Origin of the sequence: Pseudoalteromonas sp. SG41-2 (genome assembly GCF_014164535.1) — a bacterium.
Classification (GTDB): domain Bacteria; phylum Pseudomonadota; class Gammaproteobacteria; order Enterobacterales; family Alteromonadaceae; genus Pseudoalteromonas; species Pseudoalteromonas rhizosphaerae.
Window position 1 is genome coordinate 65820 of the sequence record NZ_JACJFK010000015.1, and the last position, 17639, is coordinate 83458.

Below are 17639 nucleotides of genomic sequence, written 5' to 3' on the forward strand. Positions count from 1 at the left end.
TTTCCTAAAATTATAACTTATTGAAAAATAATAATAAGCTAACTAAATAATGGATACACAAATGGGGGCTGAGCCCCCATTTATTATCTTAGCTTACGAACAATTAAAGTGTACGTTGTACTTCAACTGTTTCGAATACTTCGATTTGGTCACCAACGCGAACGTCGTTATAGTTCTTAACGCCGATACCACATTCCATGCCGTTACGAACATCAGCAACATCGTCTTTAAAGCGACGAAGTGACTCAAGCTCACCCTCGTAGATAACCACGTTATCACGAAGTACACGAATTGGTGCGCTACGTTTAATAACACCTTCAGTAACCATACAACCAGCGATAGCGCCAATTTTAGGTGACTTGAACACGTCACGAACTTCAGCTAGACCAATGATCTCTTGCTTGAACTCTGGTGCTAACATACCAGACATAGCTTGCTTCACTTCGTCAATCAAGCTATAGATAACGCTGTAGTAACGTAAGTCTAAGTTCTCAGACTCAATTACTTTACGTGCCGATGCATCAGCACGAACGTTAAAGCCAACCACGATTGCATTAGATGCTGCAGCAAGGGTTGCGTCAGTTTCAGTGATACCACCTACGCCTGAGCCTACAATCTTCACTTTAACTTCATCTGTTGACAGTTTAGTCAATGAATCAGAGATTGCTTCGATTGAACCTTGAACGTCTGCTTTAAGTACCACATTAACTTCAGACACATTGCCTTCAGTCATGTTAGTAAACATGTTTTCAAGCTTCGCTTTTTGCTGACGTGCTAGTTTAACATCACGGAATTTACCTTGACGGTAAAGTGCAACTTCACGGGCTTTACGCTCGTCTTTAACTACAGTTGCTTCGTCGCCCGCAGCTGGAATACCAGATAGACCTAAAATCTCAACTGGGATTGAAGGACCTGCAGACTTGATGTCTTTACCGTTTTCATCGCGCATTGCACGAACACGACCATACTCAAGACCACATAATACAATGTCACCTTGGTTAAGCGTACCAGATTGTACAAGGATAGAAGCAACTGGACCACGGCCTTTATCAAGACGAGATTCAATAACAACACCAGCAGCCATACCCACAGTTGGAGCAGTAAGTTCTAACAACTCAGATTGGTTTAATACCGCTTCAAGAAGGTCATCAATACCTAAACCAGTTTTAGCAGAAATATGCACATACTGTGTATCACCGCCCCACTCTTCAGGAATAACGTCTAGTTGAGCAAGCTCATTCTTAACGCGATCTGGGTCTACGCCTTCTTTATCCATTTTGTTAACAGCGATAATTAAAGGAACGCCAGCTGCACGCGCATGCTGAACCGCTTCTTTAGTTTGTGGCATTACACCATCATCTGCTGCAACCACTAGGATTACGATATCTGTTGCTTTAGCACCACGAGCACGCATTGACGTAAACGCCGCGTGACCTGGAGTATCCAAGAAAGTGATCATGTTACCATTTACGTCAACATGATAAGCACCGATATGCTGTGTGATACCACCGGCTTCGCCAGAGGCCACTTTTGCTGAACGAATATAATCAAGCGTTGACGTTTTACCGTGGTCAACGTGACCCATTACAGTTACTACTGGTGCACGTGGCTCAGATTTACCATCTTCATGACGGTCATTTAGTACTGTTTGCTCTAATTCGTTTTCTTTAACAATGATAACTTTGTGGCCCATTTCTTCTGCAACTAACTGTGCAGCTTCTTGGTCGATCACTTGGTTAATGGTAACCATGTCACCCATTTTCATCATTGTTTTTACAACTTCAGCGCCCTTAACGGCCATGCGTGATGCAAGCTCAGCAACTGTAATTGTTTCGCTAATACGCACTTCGTTTTTCACGTCAACCGTTGGCTTTTGGAAGCCATGTTGTAATGAAGCTGGTGCTTTTAGCTTGCTTTTCTTGCCTCTCGAAGGAACAAATTTCTCCTTCGCTGGGGCTTTTTTCTTTTTCTTAGCACGGCGTGTGCCTTGCTCATCACGCGCATCAGCAACATCTTCTGCTTCACGTGCGTAAGTAGAAGTCGTAAGGTGGTGATCAGCGGTTTCTTCGCGCTTCTTACGTTCTTCTTCTTCTTTCTTCCAGCGAGCTGAATTTTCTTCTGCTAGCTTTCTTGCCTCTTCTGCTTGACGTTTCGCTTCTTCTTCAGCTTTCTTCAATGCGGCCTCTTCTGCTTCTTTTTGCAGACGCTCAGCTTCAACGCGATCTTTTTCAGACTTCGCGGTTTGTTCTGGGGTCATCTGCTTCTGTTTTGCTACACGTTCAGCATCTGCTTTACGTTTAGCTTCTTCTTTCACTTTACGGTCAGCCTCTTCTTTGGCTTTACGCTCTGCGTCTTGTTTTGCTTTAAGCTCAGCTGCTTCTTTTGCAGCTTGTTGCTCAAGTTCACGACGAGCGGCTTCTTCTGCTGCTATACGTGCTTGCTCTTGCTCTTGCTCAACCGCGCTTTTCTTCACGTAAGTACGTGTTTTACGTACTTCAACTTGTACTGACTTTGCTTGACCTGTAGAACCCGTAACACTTAATGTGCTTTTGCTCTTACGTTGCAATGTCATACGCGCTGGGCCATCTGAGCCTGTGCCGCCGTGTTGCTTGCTTAAGTGATCAAGTAACGTTGCTTTTTCTGCTTCAGTTACATTATCACCCGCTTGCTTAGTGATACCGGCTTGCGATAATTGTTGAAGCAATTTATCAACAGTTGTACCAATATCCCCGGCTAGTTTTTCAACATTTACTTCTGCCATAGTCTCTAATACCTCCGTTAATAAATTACTCGTCTGCGAACCAACAAATGTTGCGCGCAGCCATAATTAGCTCACCCGCTTTCTCTGGAGAAAGCTCTGTAATATCGACTAATTCATCAATACCTTGCTCTGCTAAATCTTCTAGCGTAACAACCCCTTTGCTTGCCATAACAAACGCAAGGTGACGCTCTAACCCTTCAAGTGCTAATAAGTCTTCAGCAGGCTCTGCACCATCAAGGCTTTCTTCTGTTTTAAGTGCTTTAGTCGTTAATGCATCTTTTGCACGTGAGCGTAACAAATCAACAGTATCTTCATCTAAACCATCAATTTCTAAAAACTCAGACGCAGGCACATAGGCAACTTCTTCAAGGGTTGAGAAACCTTCGTTGATAAGTAATGTTGCAAAGTCTTCATCGATGTCTAAGTTTTCAGTGAATAAGTTAATTAACTTATCAGATTCCGCTTCGTTCTTAGCGCGCATCTCTTCAACTGTCATTACGTTTAGTTCCCAACCAGTTAACTGGCTAGCAAGACGTACGTTTTGACCGTTACGACCAATTGCTTGTGCTAGGTTATCAGCTTCAACAGCGATATCCATTGAATGGGTGTCTTCATCCATTACAATTGAAGCAACTTCAGCAGGTGACATTGCATTAATAACGAACTGGGCTGGGTTGTCATCGTAAAGTACGATATCAACACGTTCACCACCTAATTCGGTAGAAACAGCTTGTACACGTGCACCACGCATACCAACACACGCACCAATTGGGTCGATACGTTTGTCGTTAGATTTCACGGCGATTTTAGCACGTGAACCTGGATCACGTGCCGCTGCACGTAATTCAATCATCTCTTCGCCAATTTCTGGCACCTCAATGCGGAATAATTCCATCAGCATTTCTGGCTTAGAGCGTGTTACAAATAACTGTGCACCACGAGCATCAGGTTTTACTTCATAAAGTAAACCACGGATGCGATCGCCAGGACGGAAATTTTCACGTGGTAACATGTCATCACGGTAAATAACCGCTTCAGCATTGTTACCTAAATCTAATACGATTGCGTCACGCGTTGCTTTTTTCACAACACCTGTTACTAACTCGCCTTGTTGATCTTTATAAGCTTCTACAACAAGTGCGCGCTCAGCTTCACGTACTTTTTGTACGATTACTTGTTTCGCCATTTGTGTAGTAATACGGTCAAATTTAATTGACTCGATTTGCTCTTCGATGAAATCACCAATCTTAAGATCTGGGTCATCAACCTGAGCCGCTTCTAACGTGATTTCGCTGTAAGGGTTTTCCAGTGAGCCATCTTCAAGTACTGCAGCAATCTGCCAACGACGGTAAGTGTCGTAGTCACCTGTTTTACGGTCAATTGCAACGCGTACTTCAATTTCACCAGTGTGTTTTTTCTTAGTCGCAGTCGCTAATGCGAACTCTAACGCTTCGAAAATCTTTTCTTTTGGAACCGCTTTCTCATTGGAAACGGCTTCAGCAACCAATAATATCTCTTTTGCCATGGGTTATGCCTCGCTTGCCCTATTCCTTCGCACTCGGATTAAAACTTTGCGATGATGTTCGCACGTTCAATGTTACTGAGCATAATTAACTGCTCAGTACCGTCATATGAAAGTGTGATCATATCACTGCTAACTGCTATTAGATCGCCTTTAAAATTACGGCGACCATCTTGTGGAAGCTTAGTACGCACGCGTACTTCCTCTCCTTGTGCCTTCTCGTAGTGATCTTGTTTGAATAATAGACGATCAACACCAGGAGACGATACTTCCAAATCATATTCATTTGTAATCGGGTCTTCGACATCTAAAATTGCGCTTATTTGACGACTTGCATCAGCACAGTTATCAACCGAGATCCCCGCTTCGTGATCGATATAGACCCTAAGCGTAGAATGGCGACCCGCTTGCACAAACTCTAGACCATGTAATTCAAAGCCTAACATTTCAACTGACGGTGAAAGCATGGTTAATAAATCTTGCTCAAGTTTTGTCACGAAAATTCTCCATACAAACAAAAAAAGGGCTTATAGCCCTAAAATACTTAGCTTATACCTTGATTTAAAATCAAGAGGTGCAGATACAACAACGCCCCGAACCAAGCGGGGCGTCACACCTAAAGCATAAAACTGTGTGGCCATGGGCCAAGCTTGGTTGCGGATAGCTAACACCATCTAAATTAAACCCAAAGGCTTAAACGCAAAACGCGCATTACATAGAATGCGCGACTTCAAATCAGTAACTAAAATCGCTACTCAAAAGTATGGCTTCAAGAATTGAGAAACATTAATAAAATTAATGGCTTATCTCAAAAACTTGGTTGCGGGAGCCGGATTTGAACCGACGACCTTCGGGTTATGAGCCCGACGAGCTACCAGGCTGCTCCATCCCGCGCCAACTTGTATCAAATATCTGATACTTGCCTAGCAGCTAATTAAGTGAGCTAGACAATGGCGGCTATTATAAAGAGGCTTGGCGGAATTAGCAACCAAAAACTGGTAAAGAATGACTAGATTATAAAGTACAAAATTATAGGTCAGAACAATTCGCTATAACTGAACACCAAGTGCGATTTTTAAAAACCAACATAAAGGCCCTAGGGCGTGTTGACCTTTTGTGATTAATTTTGCAGCAGTATGTTTGGTATTTAGGCAAGGCAGAGTCTATGTAGTGTGGTTGTTCCCCATAAATAGGCGATAACGCAGTATAAATTCCAAACATGCGCTGCCCAAAGGGTTCTTCCTAGGGGCGATTAACTCTTTGTTGCTCGATTTTTACTTAGCCCACTAGGTTACAAACCTCGCGCCGCGATTAAATCGCCCCTAGATTGAACAAATTTCAATCCACAAAGGTCAACACGCCCTAGCCTTATTGGCATTAATAAAGCACGCTATCGCGCAATTTCCATCGATTTACTCACTCTTTCCTACACAGCGTCTATACTAAGTTTTTAATGGCAATCTGCATATTTAAGGCTATTTAGAGAGGGCTTATTATGAGTATTTCTGCTCATCATCAAAAAATGTTATTATGAAGTATCGCAATAATAAAACCCAACTTTCACTGTTTTACTGTTACCTTTCATGTGCAATTAAAACGTCATGCATTGACAATGCAATGGCCTAGCAGTGATGAAATAAGTGAAAAAAGTTATTTGTTGTATTGCTCATTGGAACGCACTATTACCCACTTAGATCGCTTATTGTCTGTATTACCTTTTATTCATTATCATGCCAACAACCTAAGTAAATCTGGCCTCACTTGTCAGGATGTTGATTTATTATGTGATGCTTTTATAGCTGCGCTAAAAATTCATTTGGGCCGAGAATTTACGCTAAACCTAGAACAAGCGTGGCGTTATGCACTCAGGATGTTTAACAGCATAGTGAAAAGCTATTTATTTAATACCAGTAATATTGTTGCAATTAACAAGTCCGTGCAGCAGCAAGTGAATTCATAACAAATAACCTACATGCATTATTCTATACTGGCTAACTCTTGTAGAAGACGATCTATTTGGTGCTGTTCAACATCGATTAAAGTTGCATATTTTGATGTTAACGCACTCATTTTTCTAGATAAGGAGTTATCAAAAGTCGCATCAGTTAAGTTATTCGGTTGCTCTTTAGCCTGAGCTTCGAGGGCTGCTATTTGGCGATCCATTTGAGCTTGGTAAGTATCTATTTTTGATTGTCGCTGTTCAACATCTCGTTTGATTTCTTGTGACCGAATGAACGAATCAATACCTTTGCTCTGGGTTGATTGTTGGTCAATTTCAGACGTGTTTTTCGACGCAGGCAAAGCGTGTTTTTCTTTTAAGAGTCGATCAATATCCCGCTGTTCACGTGCAATTAAAACGTTATAGCGCTCTGAAATACTGGTCATTTGATTAGCTATTGCAGTTTCTTTTTTTGCACCAGATAAATTATTTAACTGCGCATCTGATTGCTCACCTAAGGCGGCAATTTGCTGATTCATTTTCTCGCTTAAGCTATCAATTTTATCTTGATGCTGTTGAATATCAGCATCAATTTGCCGAGTCCGAATATAACTATCAACGCCCGAGGTATCAATATTTTCATTAGCAACAATCTGACTAGATAAGCTTGGGTTTTGCTCTTTTACAGAGATTAGTTTCGCATCATCACCACATGGAAATTGACTAAATTCCACGACGCCTTTTTTTTCACACTGATAGACTGTGGCATGCAAAGAACTAACATGGCAAAGTGCAATGAGACAAGGTAAAACAATTTTAAATTTGCAAATAGCATACTGATATTGATTCATAAGGCGACACTCCTTTGTTTACGTATTAATACCTATACCACGACTATCAGTATTAATAAATGCGATCTAATCGACAATTTAATTCGTATAAAACAATTTTGAGCAAAATTAATGATCTATAAAACTCTGAGATTTATTTTTGGCGACCAACTTAATGCCAATCACAGTTGGTATAAAGAAGAGGATCAAACACAATACCTTTATGTCATTGCTGAATTAAAACAAGAAACAGATTATGTAAAACACCATATACAAAAGGTAGCGGCGTTTTTTGCGGCAATGGAGAACTTTGCGACTGCGCTCAAACAAGCACAATTAAATGTGCTTCATTTAACACTCGATGATACCCACGATGACGCATGCATTACCTCATTACTAACACGCTTGGCGAAGCAATATCAGTGTCAACAAATCCAATATCAGTATCCTGATGAGTATAGATTAAAAACTCAACTGCAAGAGTTTGCAAACAGCAGTGACTTTAATGTTAGTGCCACAGACAGCGAACATTTTTTATTACCTTTTGCTGATATCAGCGACCATTTTAAAAAAGATAAGCATGTGAAAATGGAATTTTTTTATCGCATGATGCGCAAGCGCTTTGACATATTGATGCAAGATAATGCTCCACTAGGCGGGCAATGGAACTTTGACCAAGACAATCGTAACAAATTAAAAAAAACTGATTTAGCTGCTATCCCTGAACCAAAAATATTTACCAATAATATTGAAGCTATTTTACAGCGCATAAAAAAACACCAGGTAAATACCCTTGGCCATTGTTCAGCAACTTTATTATGGCCAACCAGTCGTGCTCAAGCAAAACAATTACTCGATTACTTTTGCACTCATCTACTCCCCTGTTTCGGAAAATTTCAAGACGCGATGACCTGTCAGAGCTCATACAAATGGAGCTTGTATCATAGTCGTATCGCGTTTGCACTTAACACAAAAATGCTGCACCCAATGCAAGTTATTAAGCAAGTACTGGCTGAGTTTGCGGCACGCCAAGAACAGATCACGCTTGCCCAAGTTGAGGGGTTTATTAGGCAAATTTTAGGTTGGCGAGAATATGTAAGAGGTATTTATTGGCAAAATATGCCTGATTACGCGAGTAAAAATGAACTTGAGGCTGCTCGTCTGTTACCAGATTATTTTTGGAGTGGCAAAACAAAAATGAACTGTATGAAACAGGCAATCACGCAGAGCTTAGAGACCGCCTACGCGCATCATATTCAACGCTTAATGATCACCGGAAACTTTTGCTTATTAACCGGTATTGATCCAAATGAAGTTGATAGCTGGTATTTGGGCATTTACATCGATGCCATTGAATGGGTAGAAATGCCTAACACCCGTGGTATGAGTCAATTTGCAGATGGCGGCCTAATCGCCACAAAACCGTATGCCGCAAGCGGTAACTACATAAACAAAATGAGTGATTACTGCACCAGCTGCCACTATAACGTAAAACAAAAAAGTGACGACACGGCTTGCCCTTTTAATAGTTTATATTGGCAATTTATGCACACCCATGAAGCCCGCTTAGCTCGTAACCCACGTATTGGCATGGTCTATAAAAATTGGCAAAAACAAGATACATCACAACAGCACGCTATTTTAGAGCGAGCGCAATGGTGCCTAAATAATATAGAAAAACTCTAACAGAAGTATCATATTAGGTAACATTGTTAATTAAATGTTTAATTAATTTGTAATTATAGTGTAATCACCCTACTTTCTAATATTAGAAATTACTCCACAACACTATGAGAACACGATGAAAAAACAGTTTTTAACGGCATTATTACTGATCAGTACAAGCCAAGCACAGGCATTTAGCCAAGAAACACATAAACGTATCGTCATCGATGCAGTGAACTACATGCAGCAGCACCCAAGCAGCACACAGTTTTCGGCATTAAGCCAATACGCTCAACAAAATAATATGACGGTAACCCAGTTAGCCGAAGTACTAGGCCAAGCAGCCTATGATGTGGATGACTTTGAAGACACCTTCTTTTGTGGTGCTGTAACGGGGTCATGTGTTCAAGCACCAATATGGGGAGCAGCAGAGAGTATTGTTAAATATACCAGCTATTGGCATTTCCAAAACCATACCCAAGGGGCTGATCAACACGGTAACGACTTTGGTGGCTACAATTACCAAAAACTGACGGTATGGGGCACCGTTGATAACTTGGCTTCAAGCTGGTTAAAAGGTGACTACCTTGATGACGGTCAAGGCGGTGAAACAGGCTGGTTTAATGCCGATTCATCAAAGTACAACAGCTATGGTATTACTGAAGCTAATTACCGAATTGACAGCCAATCAAATTACAACATGTACGATGACTTTGAAGAAATGCCTTTTCAGCCAATTGATAATTTAGGTCAATACTGGTATCAAAGCTATTTGCAAAGTGGCAACCCACAAGTGTTAGGTTTTGTTTTCCATACAACTGACTTACTACAACCACACCATACTTGGACCACATCTGATCTCAATCATTCAAGCTGGGAAAGCTGGGTAAAAGACTACTATGATCAGGAACAACTCAATGACTCTGCCCTTATTACACAAGCCATGCAAACATTTTCAGCACTGGATATAAACAGTCAAGACGTACGCCCTTTACTGACACAAGGTGGCGCTTTTTCTTATGCTCAAGGCGGTATTGTGCTTAATTCACAAGACCATTACGACCGCTTAAATACGGCAAAACAAGTGATCCCACATGCGATTGCCATGGTTGTGCACCTACTTAATCATGCCATGGTCGTACGCCAATGAAAGCGCTGAGCAGTTGTATTTTGTTATTGTTAGGACTGCTTTATAGCAGCCTAACAATGGCATCATTTAACCAATATAGCGCTGCTGAAGTGCGTTTAATGCAGCAAGTTTATCAACAACACAATGCCAACATTAGTCGCAAAGACGTTCGTAAACATATGTTTGAAAATCAATTTTTATTATATCAAGCAGAACAACATATGCCTGAGCTGCTTGAACGTCAATCTGCGGTAGGCTTTAGCACGCAGTACCATGTTGAGCGCTATTTAATGAACATATTTGACAGGCAACTCAATTTATCAACATCCTATGTTAAAGGAAGTAATCTCACACAATATAATGCCCAGTGGCTGCTCAAAGTATTGCCTAGCTACCCTGCTGATGGCCAATACAACGCTGAACAAATCAATAAAATGCAGCGCACTGAGCTCAGAGGGCTCTTTACAACCGCCGTCAATCTTTATGAGTTTATAGCCCCTTTATCTATGCAAGTACGCTTTCGACTGCACCAAGGTGAAAGTGACTTATTCAAAACTGAAGTGATAAAAAAGCAACAATTTGAGGCGTTGCTTTTAAAAGCGACGCCATTACTTTTAAAGCAAGGGATCAGTATCGCACACCTAGAAGAACTAGCAAAAGGCGATATTTTAAGGCCTTCGATTCAAAGTTGGCTAGGTATTAAAGACATGATGCACGTTCAAAGCCCAATACTCGACAGTCTTGAACAACAAATATCCGATAAAGAAATAAAAAATTATTATCAGGCAAATAAAGCGCGCTTTAAATACCTTAGTGAAGTGACAGCTTACGGCGCTGTGTTTACTGAGCGAGAGCAAGCGGTTCGCTTTAGAAACACAGTACAAGCAAGCTCTTTTACAGATGCATTATATATATCACAGCAAACCGACATTTATGCTAAGTATCACAATAAACTAACTCGCAAAAATAAAAGTAATTGGGCTGTGCAACTGGCTTATACGCTAAAAGCAGAAGAATTATCTGCGGTGATGCGCTCACCTGAAGGTCTATGGGTCGTCATAATTAGTAATAACCATCAGTATAACTACTTTAGCGCTACTGACGAAACTGTTCGCTATCAAGCTAAAAAAGCCATCGCAATACAAAAAGCGCAGCAACGCTATCAGCAAAATTGGCTGGCTTGGCAACAACAAAATGCTGTAAAACTATGAATAAAAAAGCTATCTACATAATTACAGGCGTCGCTTGTTTAGGTTTTTTAGTAATAAATTTAACAACAGAGCGAAAACGCGAAATAGCTCCCATTCGCGCTGCTGATGATTTAACGCCAGTAACGCCCGCGCCACAAATAAATAATGCGTCGGCACCGACAGCTATTAATCCAGATATGACTGCTGATGCGGCGATTGATAGTCACACCTCATTAAAAAATACTGATGCCAGTCAACAACTGCCGCCCATTACTACACCGAGTTACTTGCCTGTCATCGCAAAAAATCCAATCAGTGCGAGTCAGTTTCAAGGCGACTTAACCGATCATCAAGCTTACCTCGATTTTCATAAACAGCAGCAAACTCAGCTTGAGCAACGCTTTGTAATAGCTGCTCAACAAAAAATAACTAACCTTGAAAGCTTGCTCGAAAAAGGCCATCAAAAAGGCCTCCCTCAACGGCAGCTGCAAGTTGCTATTGATAAAATTGCCGCCTTAAAAGACATGCAAGCCAAATTAAAAAGTAAAGATACAAACTGAACACAGCATCATTAATCATCTGCGATTAATGGTGCGCTAAGCGGACCCGATGTTTAAGCAAAGCTAAAAAAGCCGCCTCAACTGAGGCGGCTACTAAAAATAACAAGTAAATTAGGGGAAAAACACTGTCAAAGGGATGGTTATTTACCTTCTAGCAAGTTACCACTGCCAATTTCAATTTTACGTGGTTTAAGTGCTTCAGGGATCTCGCGTTGCAAGTCGATACTAAGTAGCCCATTGGCTAAATCAGCGCCGAGTACTTTAACGTGGTCACCTAGCTGGAATTTGCGTTCAAAGTTGCGCTCAGCAATGCCTTGATGAATAAATTTGCGCTCTGCGCTGTCATCTTTATTGGCTTTAATGCCAGCAACTTTTAAGGTGTTATTTTCTGACTCTATCGTCAGCTCATTATCACTAAAACCGGCAACAGCCATAGTAATGCGATATTTGTCTTTATCGAGTGCTTCGATGTTATACGGAGGAAAACTTGGCTGCTTGTCAGTGCGAGCGGCCGCATCCATTAAAGATGCTAAATGATCGAAGCCAATGAATGAACGATAAAGTGGTGATAAATCTACTGTACGCATAATAATATCCTCATATTTAAGCGATATTTTGCATGTGCTTTTCGGTTGAACAAGCGCAAGCAAAGTTTAATTAATAATATAAATTTCAATTACTTCTGTTTAGTTAGGACCCATCAGGCGTCCTCACTAAACTATATATGGACGGCGAAATTGTTTTCAAGATTATTTTTGAAAAAAGTTTTATTTTTTTTCAAAATCTCTTTTTGCCTACTCAATAAAGTGAGGACTCAAAGTTTGCTTTTCAAGTCTTTAAATAGTAATAAGGGGAATTAGCTTTAGAGGTCGATATGAAAAAAGTAACGAGTTTGCTGCTCAATATAATTATGTTAGTTGTGGTGTTTTTTGTAGTGACTACATATCAGCAACGCAATTTACTCAGCTCAGATAGCAGCCCTGCTCCATATTTTAATTTACCTGTGCTCAATGACAGCGAACAACGTATTGATATTGCGATGCTCAAAGGTAACACCACCGTGGTTTATTTTTTTGCGCCATGGTGCACAATCTGTCGTTACAGTATGCCAAACCTAGAAGCGGCATTGGTTGATTCTAATATCAACGCCATTGGCATTGCACTTGATTATAAAAATGAACAAGCAGTTGCGCAGTTTGTTAGTGAACTTAAACTCACAATGCCCATTTTACTAGGCGATAAAAATACCCAGAGTAATTATAAAATCAGCGCCTTTCCTACTTACTATGTAATTGATCAACAACTGCGAATAACCGCACGCTCAATGGGCTATTCAAGCCAATTAGGTATTACTATCAGAGCTCAAAACTAAATGTAACAGCTTGTAACACCTCCCTACATTTGCCTACATTTTCGTACAGTTTACTACGTATTTTTATATATTTTCTCATTACTATAGGTCGCAGTCACACTTACTCATAACCATGGAAGAATCATGTTAGCCACCTGCTTGCCATCACTTTACCGTTTAACGCCACTGGCGTTGTGTTTGCCATTTTTAACGCACGCCAACGTTGATGCTAATGAAGAAATAATAGAGCGTCTTGAAACCGTTTATAAACGCAGTAGCATTACCAGTGAAATAACCGAAAATACTGAAAAACTGATCACTATGCCCGGTGCTATGGGCGATCCACTGCGGGCAGTATTTGCATTACCAGGCGTTGTCGCCGCTGGCGGCTCAATGAGTGAACCGGCGGTACGTGGCTCATCGCCCGATGATAATTTGTTTGAAGTGGATTTTATGCCTGCAGGCTATATTTTTCATGATTTCGGCAGTTCTATTTTCAACAAGTACATTATTCAAGATTTTCAACTTTACTCAGCCGGCTATGGCACCAGTTACAGCAACGCCACCGGTGCCGTATTTGACGTAACACTGCGTAATCCTAAATATCAACCGATTACTACCACGCTTGATCTTACAATGTTTAATGCCGGTGTCTTTGTTGAAGGGCAACTCACGCAGAACACCGCGTTTTATTTATCAGCACGTAAAAGTACATTACCACTGTTCTTCTCTAAAGGTGAAGAGCTTGAAAACGACGATGGTGAACTCAGTGGTATCACCATCAATGATCCCCCAGATGATCATGATTACCAAGGCAAATGGATCTGGGATATAAACAATCAAAACGCCCTAACAGTGTCATTTACAGGCGCAAAAGACTCGGTTGCAGCAGGCTTTAATCAACGCGCTGAACTTTCACTAAAAAATCCTGAGTATCAAGGCGATGCTGATTTTATTCGTGAATTTACCAGCCAAAGTATCTTATGGGATCACTTTAATAAAGACTTTCATTTACGCTTAGGCGTTGGTTCGCTCGAACATTCTGGCCGATTGGAATACGCTAAACGTGCCACGCTAAGTGATGGCTATTTTGATGAAGAACAACAAAAGCAAATCACTTATAAAGGACGATTAAATTGGCGTGTTACTAAAGCCCAGCAACTGGTTTTTGATGCCGCCTATTTTGATAACGACAGTACTTACAGTTACGATAGTTTTCAATATCTTTGTACCGAGCTCGATCCTGATTGCGATCTAAACAAAGGTGAGCGAATAACTGGCAAAGACAAGCTAGCCCTTGATAAGTACTTTGTTGGTGTTAGCCATGTTTGGGTTATTAACGAACAATGGCAAAGCGAAGTCGGCGTGCAATATCAAAGCAATGATTACACTGATGAAGATTTTGTGATGCCGCGCCTTACGCTTAGCTACTTTATTAATAATCACAATAGCATCAATGCTAAATACGGGCATTATAATCGCATGCAAGATATTGACACTCTATTGCCTGAACACGGCAACCCGAATTTACGTTCGCAAACCTCAAAACACAGCAGTTTGGGTTTTGCACAAGAACTTGCCGATGAATGGACATGGTCTATTGAAGGGTATTACAAAACCATGGACGATTTACCGTTGGCATTAAACAATTATTCCGATGCAGCAATTCGTTACAGTAATGATGTAACTGGGCGAGCTTACGGTGTTGATCTATTAATAAACAAAAATAAAACTGATAAATGGTATGGCTGGCTTGCAGTTAGTTATGCCAAAAGTGAACGTACTGACCAACGCCAAAATATCACTCGGGATTATTACGCTGATACCCCTTTAGTTGTCAACATGGTGTTTAATTACCAAATCAGTGAAAAATGGCAAGGGGGCTTTAACTTTACTGCCCGCAGCGGTCAAGCTTACACCCCGATTGTTGGCGTCACAGAAAATTCCGAATTCGAAGGACGTTTTTTACCACAATATGGTGATCCATTTTCTGAGCGTTTCGATGTTTATCATCGGCTTGATCTTCGTTTTGAACGTCAAACCGACTTTTGGGGCTTAGACGGTGTGTTAATTTTAGAATTAATGAACGCCTACGGCCAAGCAAACACCAGTAGCATTGATTTAGATTATCAGAAAGTAACCTCGACTAATGATTTAATTATCAAAGAAAACGAGGATGATTTTGAAATGCGCCCTTCAATTGGCTTTAGTGTTAAGTTTTAATTAGCCACCCCACATACACCTTTAATACTGATTAAAGGTGTATGCAATCATTAAAATAGAATTCATCAATCGTTTTTTTACGCTGTTTATTTTTTCTCAATTAGTTAAGATGAATGTAAATAAAATCGAGGAGAGCGATATGTTAACTGTAATTTTTGGCCGTGAAGGCTGCCCTTATTGTGTACGTGCTAAAGATGTTGCTGAAAAACTAGCAAATGAACGTGATGATTTTAAATACCGTTATGTTGATATTATTAAAGAAGGCGTTAGTAAAGCCGATTTAGAACAATCAGCAGGTAAGCCTTGCCCAACCGTGCCACAAATCTTTATTGACCAAGCACACATCGGTGGTTTCACTGAGTTTGAAGCTTACGCTAAAGAGAATCTTGGACTTTATCAATAAGTTCTGTATAAAATTTGTTAATCAATTTGATTTACCCACAATCAAATTGATTAAATTATGACCAACATCAACTACATACAAATTAGTTTCAATTTATACAAGCATTTGCCTCGTAAATCCTATACAATGCGCGCCTCTTTAAATTCGTTGAGGCGTATTAATGTCAGAACCAGTCACGTTTGAATCTCTAAATCTTTCTCCTGCAATTTTGAAGGCAGTTGAAGAGTTGGGTTACAAGACACCATCTGAAATCCAAGCTCAATGTATACCGTTATTGCTAGAAAGAAAGGACGTACTGGGACTAGCTCAAACGGGTACAGGTAAAACCGCAGCATTTGCACTGCCATTACTTAATAATATTGACCCGTCTGTGAAGCAGCCGCAGATCCTTGTACTCACACCAACCCGTGAGCTTGCGATCCAAGTAGCTGAGGCATTCGAACAATATGCTAAACATGTTCGTGGTATTGAAGTATTGGCACTTTATGGTGGCCAGAGCTACAGTATCCAACTAAGTGCACTTCGTCGTGGCGCGCAAGTTATTGTCGCTACTCCAGGTCGCTTAATCGATCATATTAACCGTGGCACTATCAAGTTTGACAGCTTACAAGCTCTTGTACTTGATGAAGCCGATGAAATGTTACGTATGGGCTTTATCGATGATGTTGAAAACATCATGGAAAAAACGCCGCGCGAAAAGCAAACATGTCTTTTCTCTGCGACCATGCCTAAGCAAATTCAAAACATTAGCAGCAAATATATGAATAACCCTGAACAGGTTCATATATCTGCGCGTAACTCAACGGTATCATCTGTTGAGCAAGTGTTTTGGAATGCCAGCGTACACAAGAATAAAGCGATTGTTCGCTTTTTAGAAGCTGAACAATATGAAGGCGCGATTGTTTTCGTACGTACACGTAACGATACAGTACAACTTGCTGAGTTATTAGAGCGCGAAGGTTTCTCTGCAGCTCCACTTAACGGTGACATGAACCAGCAAGCACGTGAACGCACAGTAGAACGCTTAAAAAGTGGCATGCTAAACGTTGTTATCGCAACAGACGTTGCAGCACGTGGTCTAGATGTTGACCGTTTAAGCCTTGTTATCAACTACGATATCCCACAAGATTCTGAAGCTTATGTTCACCGTATTGGCCGTACAGGTCGTGCTGGTCGTACTGGTAAAGCGATTCTTTTCGTAAAACATAACGAACGTTATTTACTTAAAAATATCATTCGTCATACGAATTCAGATATTGTGCAAGTTGAACTACCAACTGCAAAAGTTGTTGAAGAAAAACGTATCGAAGCGTTACAAGCTAAATTAGCTATTGCGCTTGAAAATAAAGATATTACTTTCTTTAATGAAGTAGCAGCTAATATGGCGCAAAAGCTTGAACTTGCTCCTGAAGACCTAGCAGGTGCGTTACTGTGTTTAGCACAGCAACAATCACCAATTAAGGTTGAAGAAGTTAAGATCCAACAACGTGAGCGTAGCGAACGTAATGACCGTAACCCACGTGAGCGTAATGATCGTGGTGACCGTGGTCGTCGTAATGAACGCAGCGAACGCCCTGCACGTGACCGTGATGCTAAACCACGTGAACGTAATAGCCGTGATGCAGGCCCTATGGATACTTACCGTATCGAAGTAGGTCGTGAACATGGTGTTCAAGTTAAGAACATTGTTGGCGCTATCGCTAACGAAGCTGACATCTCAAGCAAGTTTATTGGTGATATTCGTTTACACGACAATCACAGTACGGTTCAATTACCGCAAAACATGCCTAAAGATGTACTTGATCATTTCCAAAAAGTGTTTATTTGTAAACGTCCAATGGGCTTAACATTAACACAAGATCAAGGTCCTGCTGAACCACGTGCTGAACGCTCTGAGCGTCCATCAGGTGACAAAAAACGCAGCTTTAACAAAGATGACAGTGCACGCGGTGATAAGCGTAGCGGTCCTCGTAAAGAACGTCGCCCAGTAAGCTTCACAGCTAAATAAGCAACGACTCTTTAATAAAAAAAACCTTGCCACGAAAGTGACAAGGTTTTTTTGTGTT

Annotated in this window: 14 protein-coding genes and 1 tRNA gene; 9 read left to right on the forward strand and 6 right to left on the reverse strand. The window is 40.8% G+C overall.

Annotated elements, in window-relative coordinates; translation table 11 throughout:
- Positions 1–103: 103 nt before the first annotated feature.
- From infB to H5186_RS13265, 4 genes are all read right to left on the reverse strand, one after another.
- Positions 104–2761, reverse strand: coding sequence for a translation initiation factor IF-2 (gene infB, locus H5186_RS13250; protein WP_149983006.1), 2658 nt, complete (start codon positions 2759–2761; stop codon positions 104–106).
- A 25-nt stretch (positions 2762–2786) separates the two neighbouring features.
- On the reverse strand, positions 2787–4286 hold the full coding sequence (gene nusA, locus H5186_RS13255) for a transcription termination factor NusA (RefSeq protein ID WP_145240434.1): 1500 nt from the start codon (positions 4284–4286) through the stop codon (positions 2787–2789).
- A 38-nt stretch (positions 4287–4324) separates the two neighbouring features.
- Positions 4325–4780, reverse strand: coding sequence for a ribosome maturation factor RimP (gene rimP, locus H5186_RS13260; protein ID WP_145240432.1), 456 nt, complete (start codon positions 4778–4780; stop codon positions 4325–4327).
- Between the two features lie 320 nt (positions 4781–5100).
- Positions 5101–5177: transfer RNA gene (locus H5186_RS13265), tRNA-Met, on the reverse strand.
- Positions 5178–5895: 718 nt separating this feature from the next.
- Between H5186_RS13265 and H5186_RS13270 the strand changes: the two genes are divergently transcribed.
- The gene (locus H5186_RS13270) at positions 5896–6243 is read left to right on the forward strand and encodes a globin (RefSeq protein WP_182740117.1); all 348 of its coding nucleotides are present in this window, start codon (positions 5896–5898) and stop codon (positions 6241–6243) included.
- A 17-nt stretch (positions 6244–6260) separates the two neighbouring features.
- On the opposite strand, the gene H5186_RS13275 is transcribed toward H5186_RS13270, so the two are convergent.
- On the reverse strand, positions 6261–7073 hold the full coding sequence (locus H5186_RS13275; protein WP_182718633.1) for a hypothetical protein: 813 nt from the start codon (positions 7071–7073) through the stop codon (positions 6261–6263).
- A gap of 111 nt (positions 7074–7184) precedes the next feature.
- On the opposite strand from H5186_RS13275, the gene H5186_RS13280 reads away from it, so the two are divergent.
- The 4 genes from H5186_RS13280 to H5186_RS13295 all read left to right on the forward strand — a co-directional run bounded on the left by H5186_RS13280 (position 7185) and on the right by H5186_RS13295 (position 11596).
- Positions 7185–8738 carry a cryptochrome/photolyase family protein gene (locus tag H5186_RS13280; protein WP_182758339.1) on the forward strand — a complete coding sequence of 518 codons (1554 nt, stop codon included), beginning with the start codon at positions 7185–7187 and terminating at the stop codon, positions 8736–8738.
- A gap of 115 nt (positions 8739–8853) precedes the next feature.
- Positions 8854–9867, forward strand: coding sequence for a phospholipase (locus tag H5186_RS13285; protein ID WP_145240424.1), 1014 nt, complete (start codon positions 8854–8856; stop codon positions 9865–9867).
- A gap of 56 nt (positions 9868–9923) precedes the next feature.
- A complete protein-coding gene (locus H5186_RS13290) occupies positions 9924–11057 on the forward strand; it encodes a peptidylprolyl isomerase (protein ID WP_259400337.1) in 1134 nt (377 codons plus the stop codon).
- Positions 11054–11596, forward strand: coding sequence for a hypothetical protein (locus H5186_RS13295; RefSeq protein ID WP_182794564.1), 543 nt, complete (start codon positions 11054–11056; stop codon positions 11594–11596). The genes H5186_RS13290 and H5186_RS13295 overlap by 4 nt, the downstream gene beginning before the upstream one ends.
- A 140-nt stretch (positions 11597–11736) precedes the next feature.
- Here H5186_RS13295 and H5186_RS13300 read toward each other — a convergent pair whose 3' ends face one another.
- A complete protein-coding gene (locus tag H5186_RS13300) occupies positions 11737–12183 on the reverse strand; it encodes an Hsp20 family protein (RefSeq protein ID WP_145240418.1) in 447 nt (148 codons plus the stop codon).
- Positions 12184–12470: 287 nt separating this feature from the next.
- Here H5186_RS13300 and H5186_RS13305 point away from each other — a divergent pair, with 287 nt between their 5' ends.
- From H5186_RS13305 to H5186_RS13320, 4 genes are all read left to right on the forward strand, one after another.
- Complete coding sequence (locus H5186_RS13305; protein WP_145240416.1) at positions 12471–12968, forward strand: TlpA disulfide reductase family protein; 498 nt, start codon at positions 12471–12473, stop codon at positions 12966–12968.
- Between the two features lie 123 nt (positions 12969–13091).
- Positions 13092–15170, forward strand: coding sequence for a TonB-dependent siderophore receptor (locus tag H5186_RS13310; protein ID WP_182794565.1), 2079 nt, complete (start codon positions 13092–13094; stop codon positions 15168–15170).
- A 139-nt stretch (positions 15171–15309) separates the two neighbouring features.
- Positions 15310–15573 (forward strand): GrxA family glutaredoxin, encoded by a 264-nt coding sequence (locus H5186_RS13315; protein ID WP_149983014.1) that lies wholly within the window; start codon positions 15310–15312, stop codon positions 15571–15573.
- Between the two features lie 160 nt (positions 15574–15733).
- Positions 15734–17581 carry a DEAD/DEAH box helicase gene (locus H5186_RS13320; RefSeq protein WP_145240410.1) on the forward strand — a complete coding sequence of 616 codons (1848 nt, stop codon included), beginning with the start codon at positions 15734–15736 and terminating at the stop codon, positions 17579–17581.
- Positions 17582–17639: the final 58 nt, after the last annotated feature.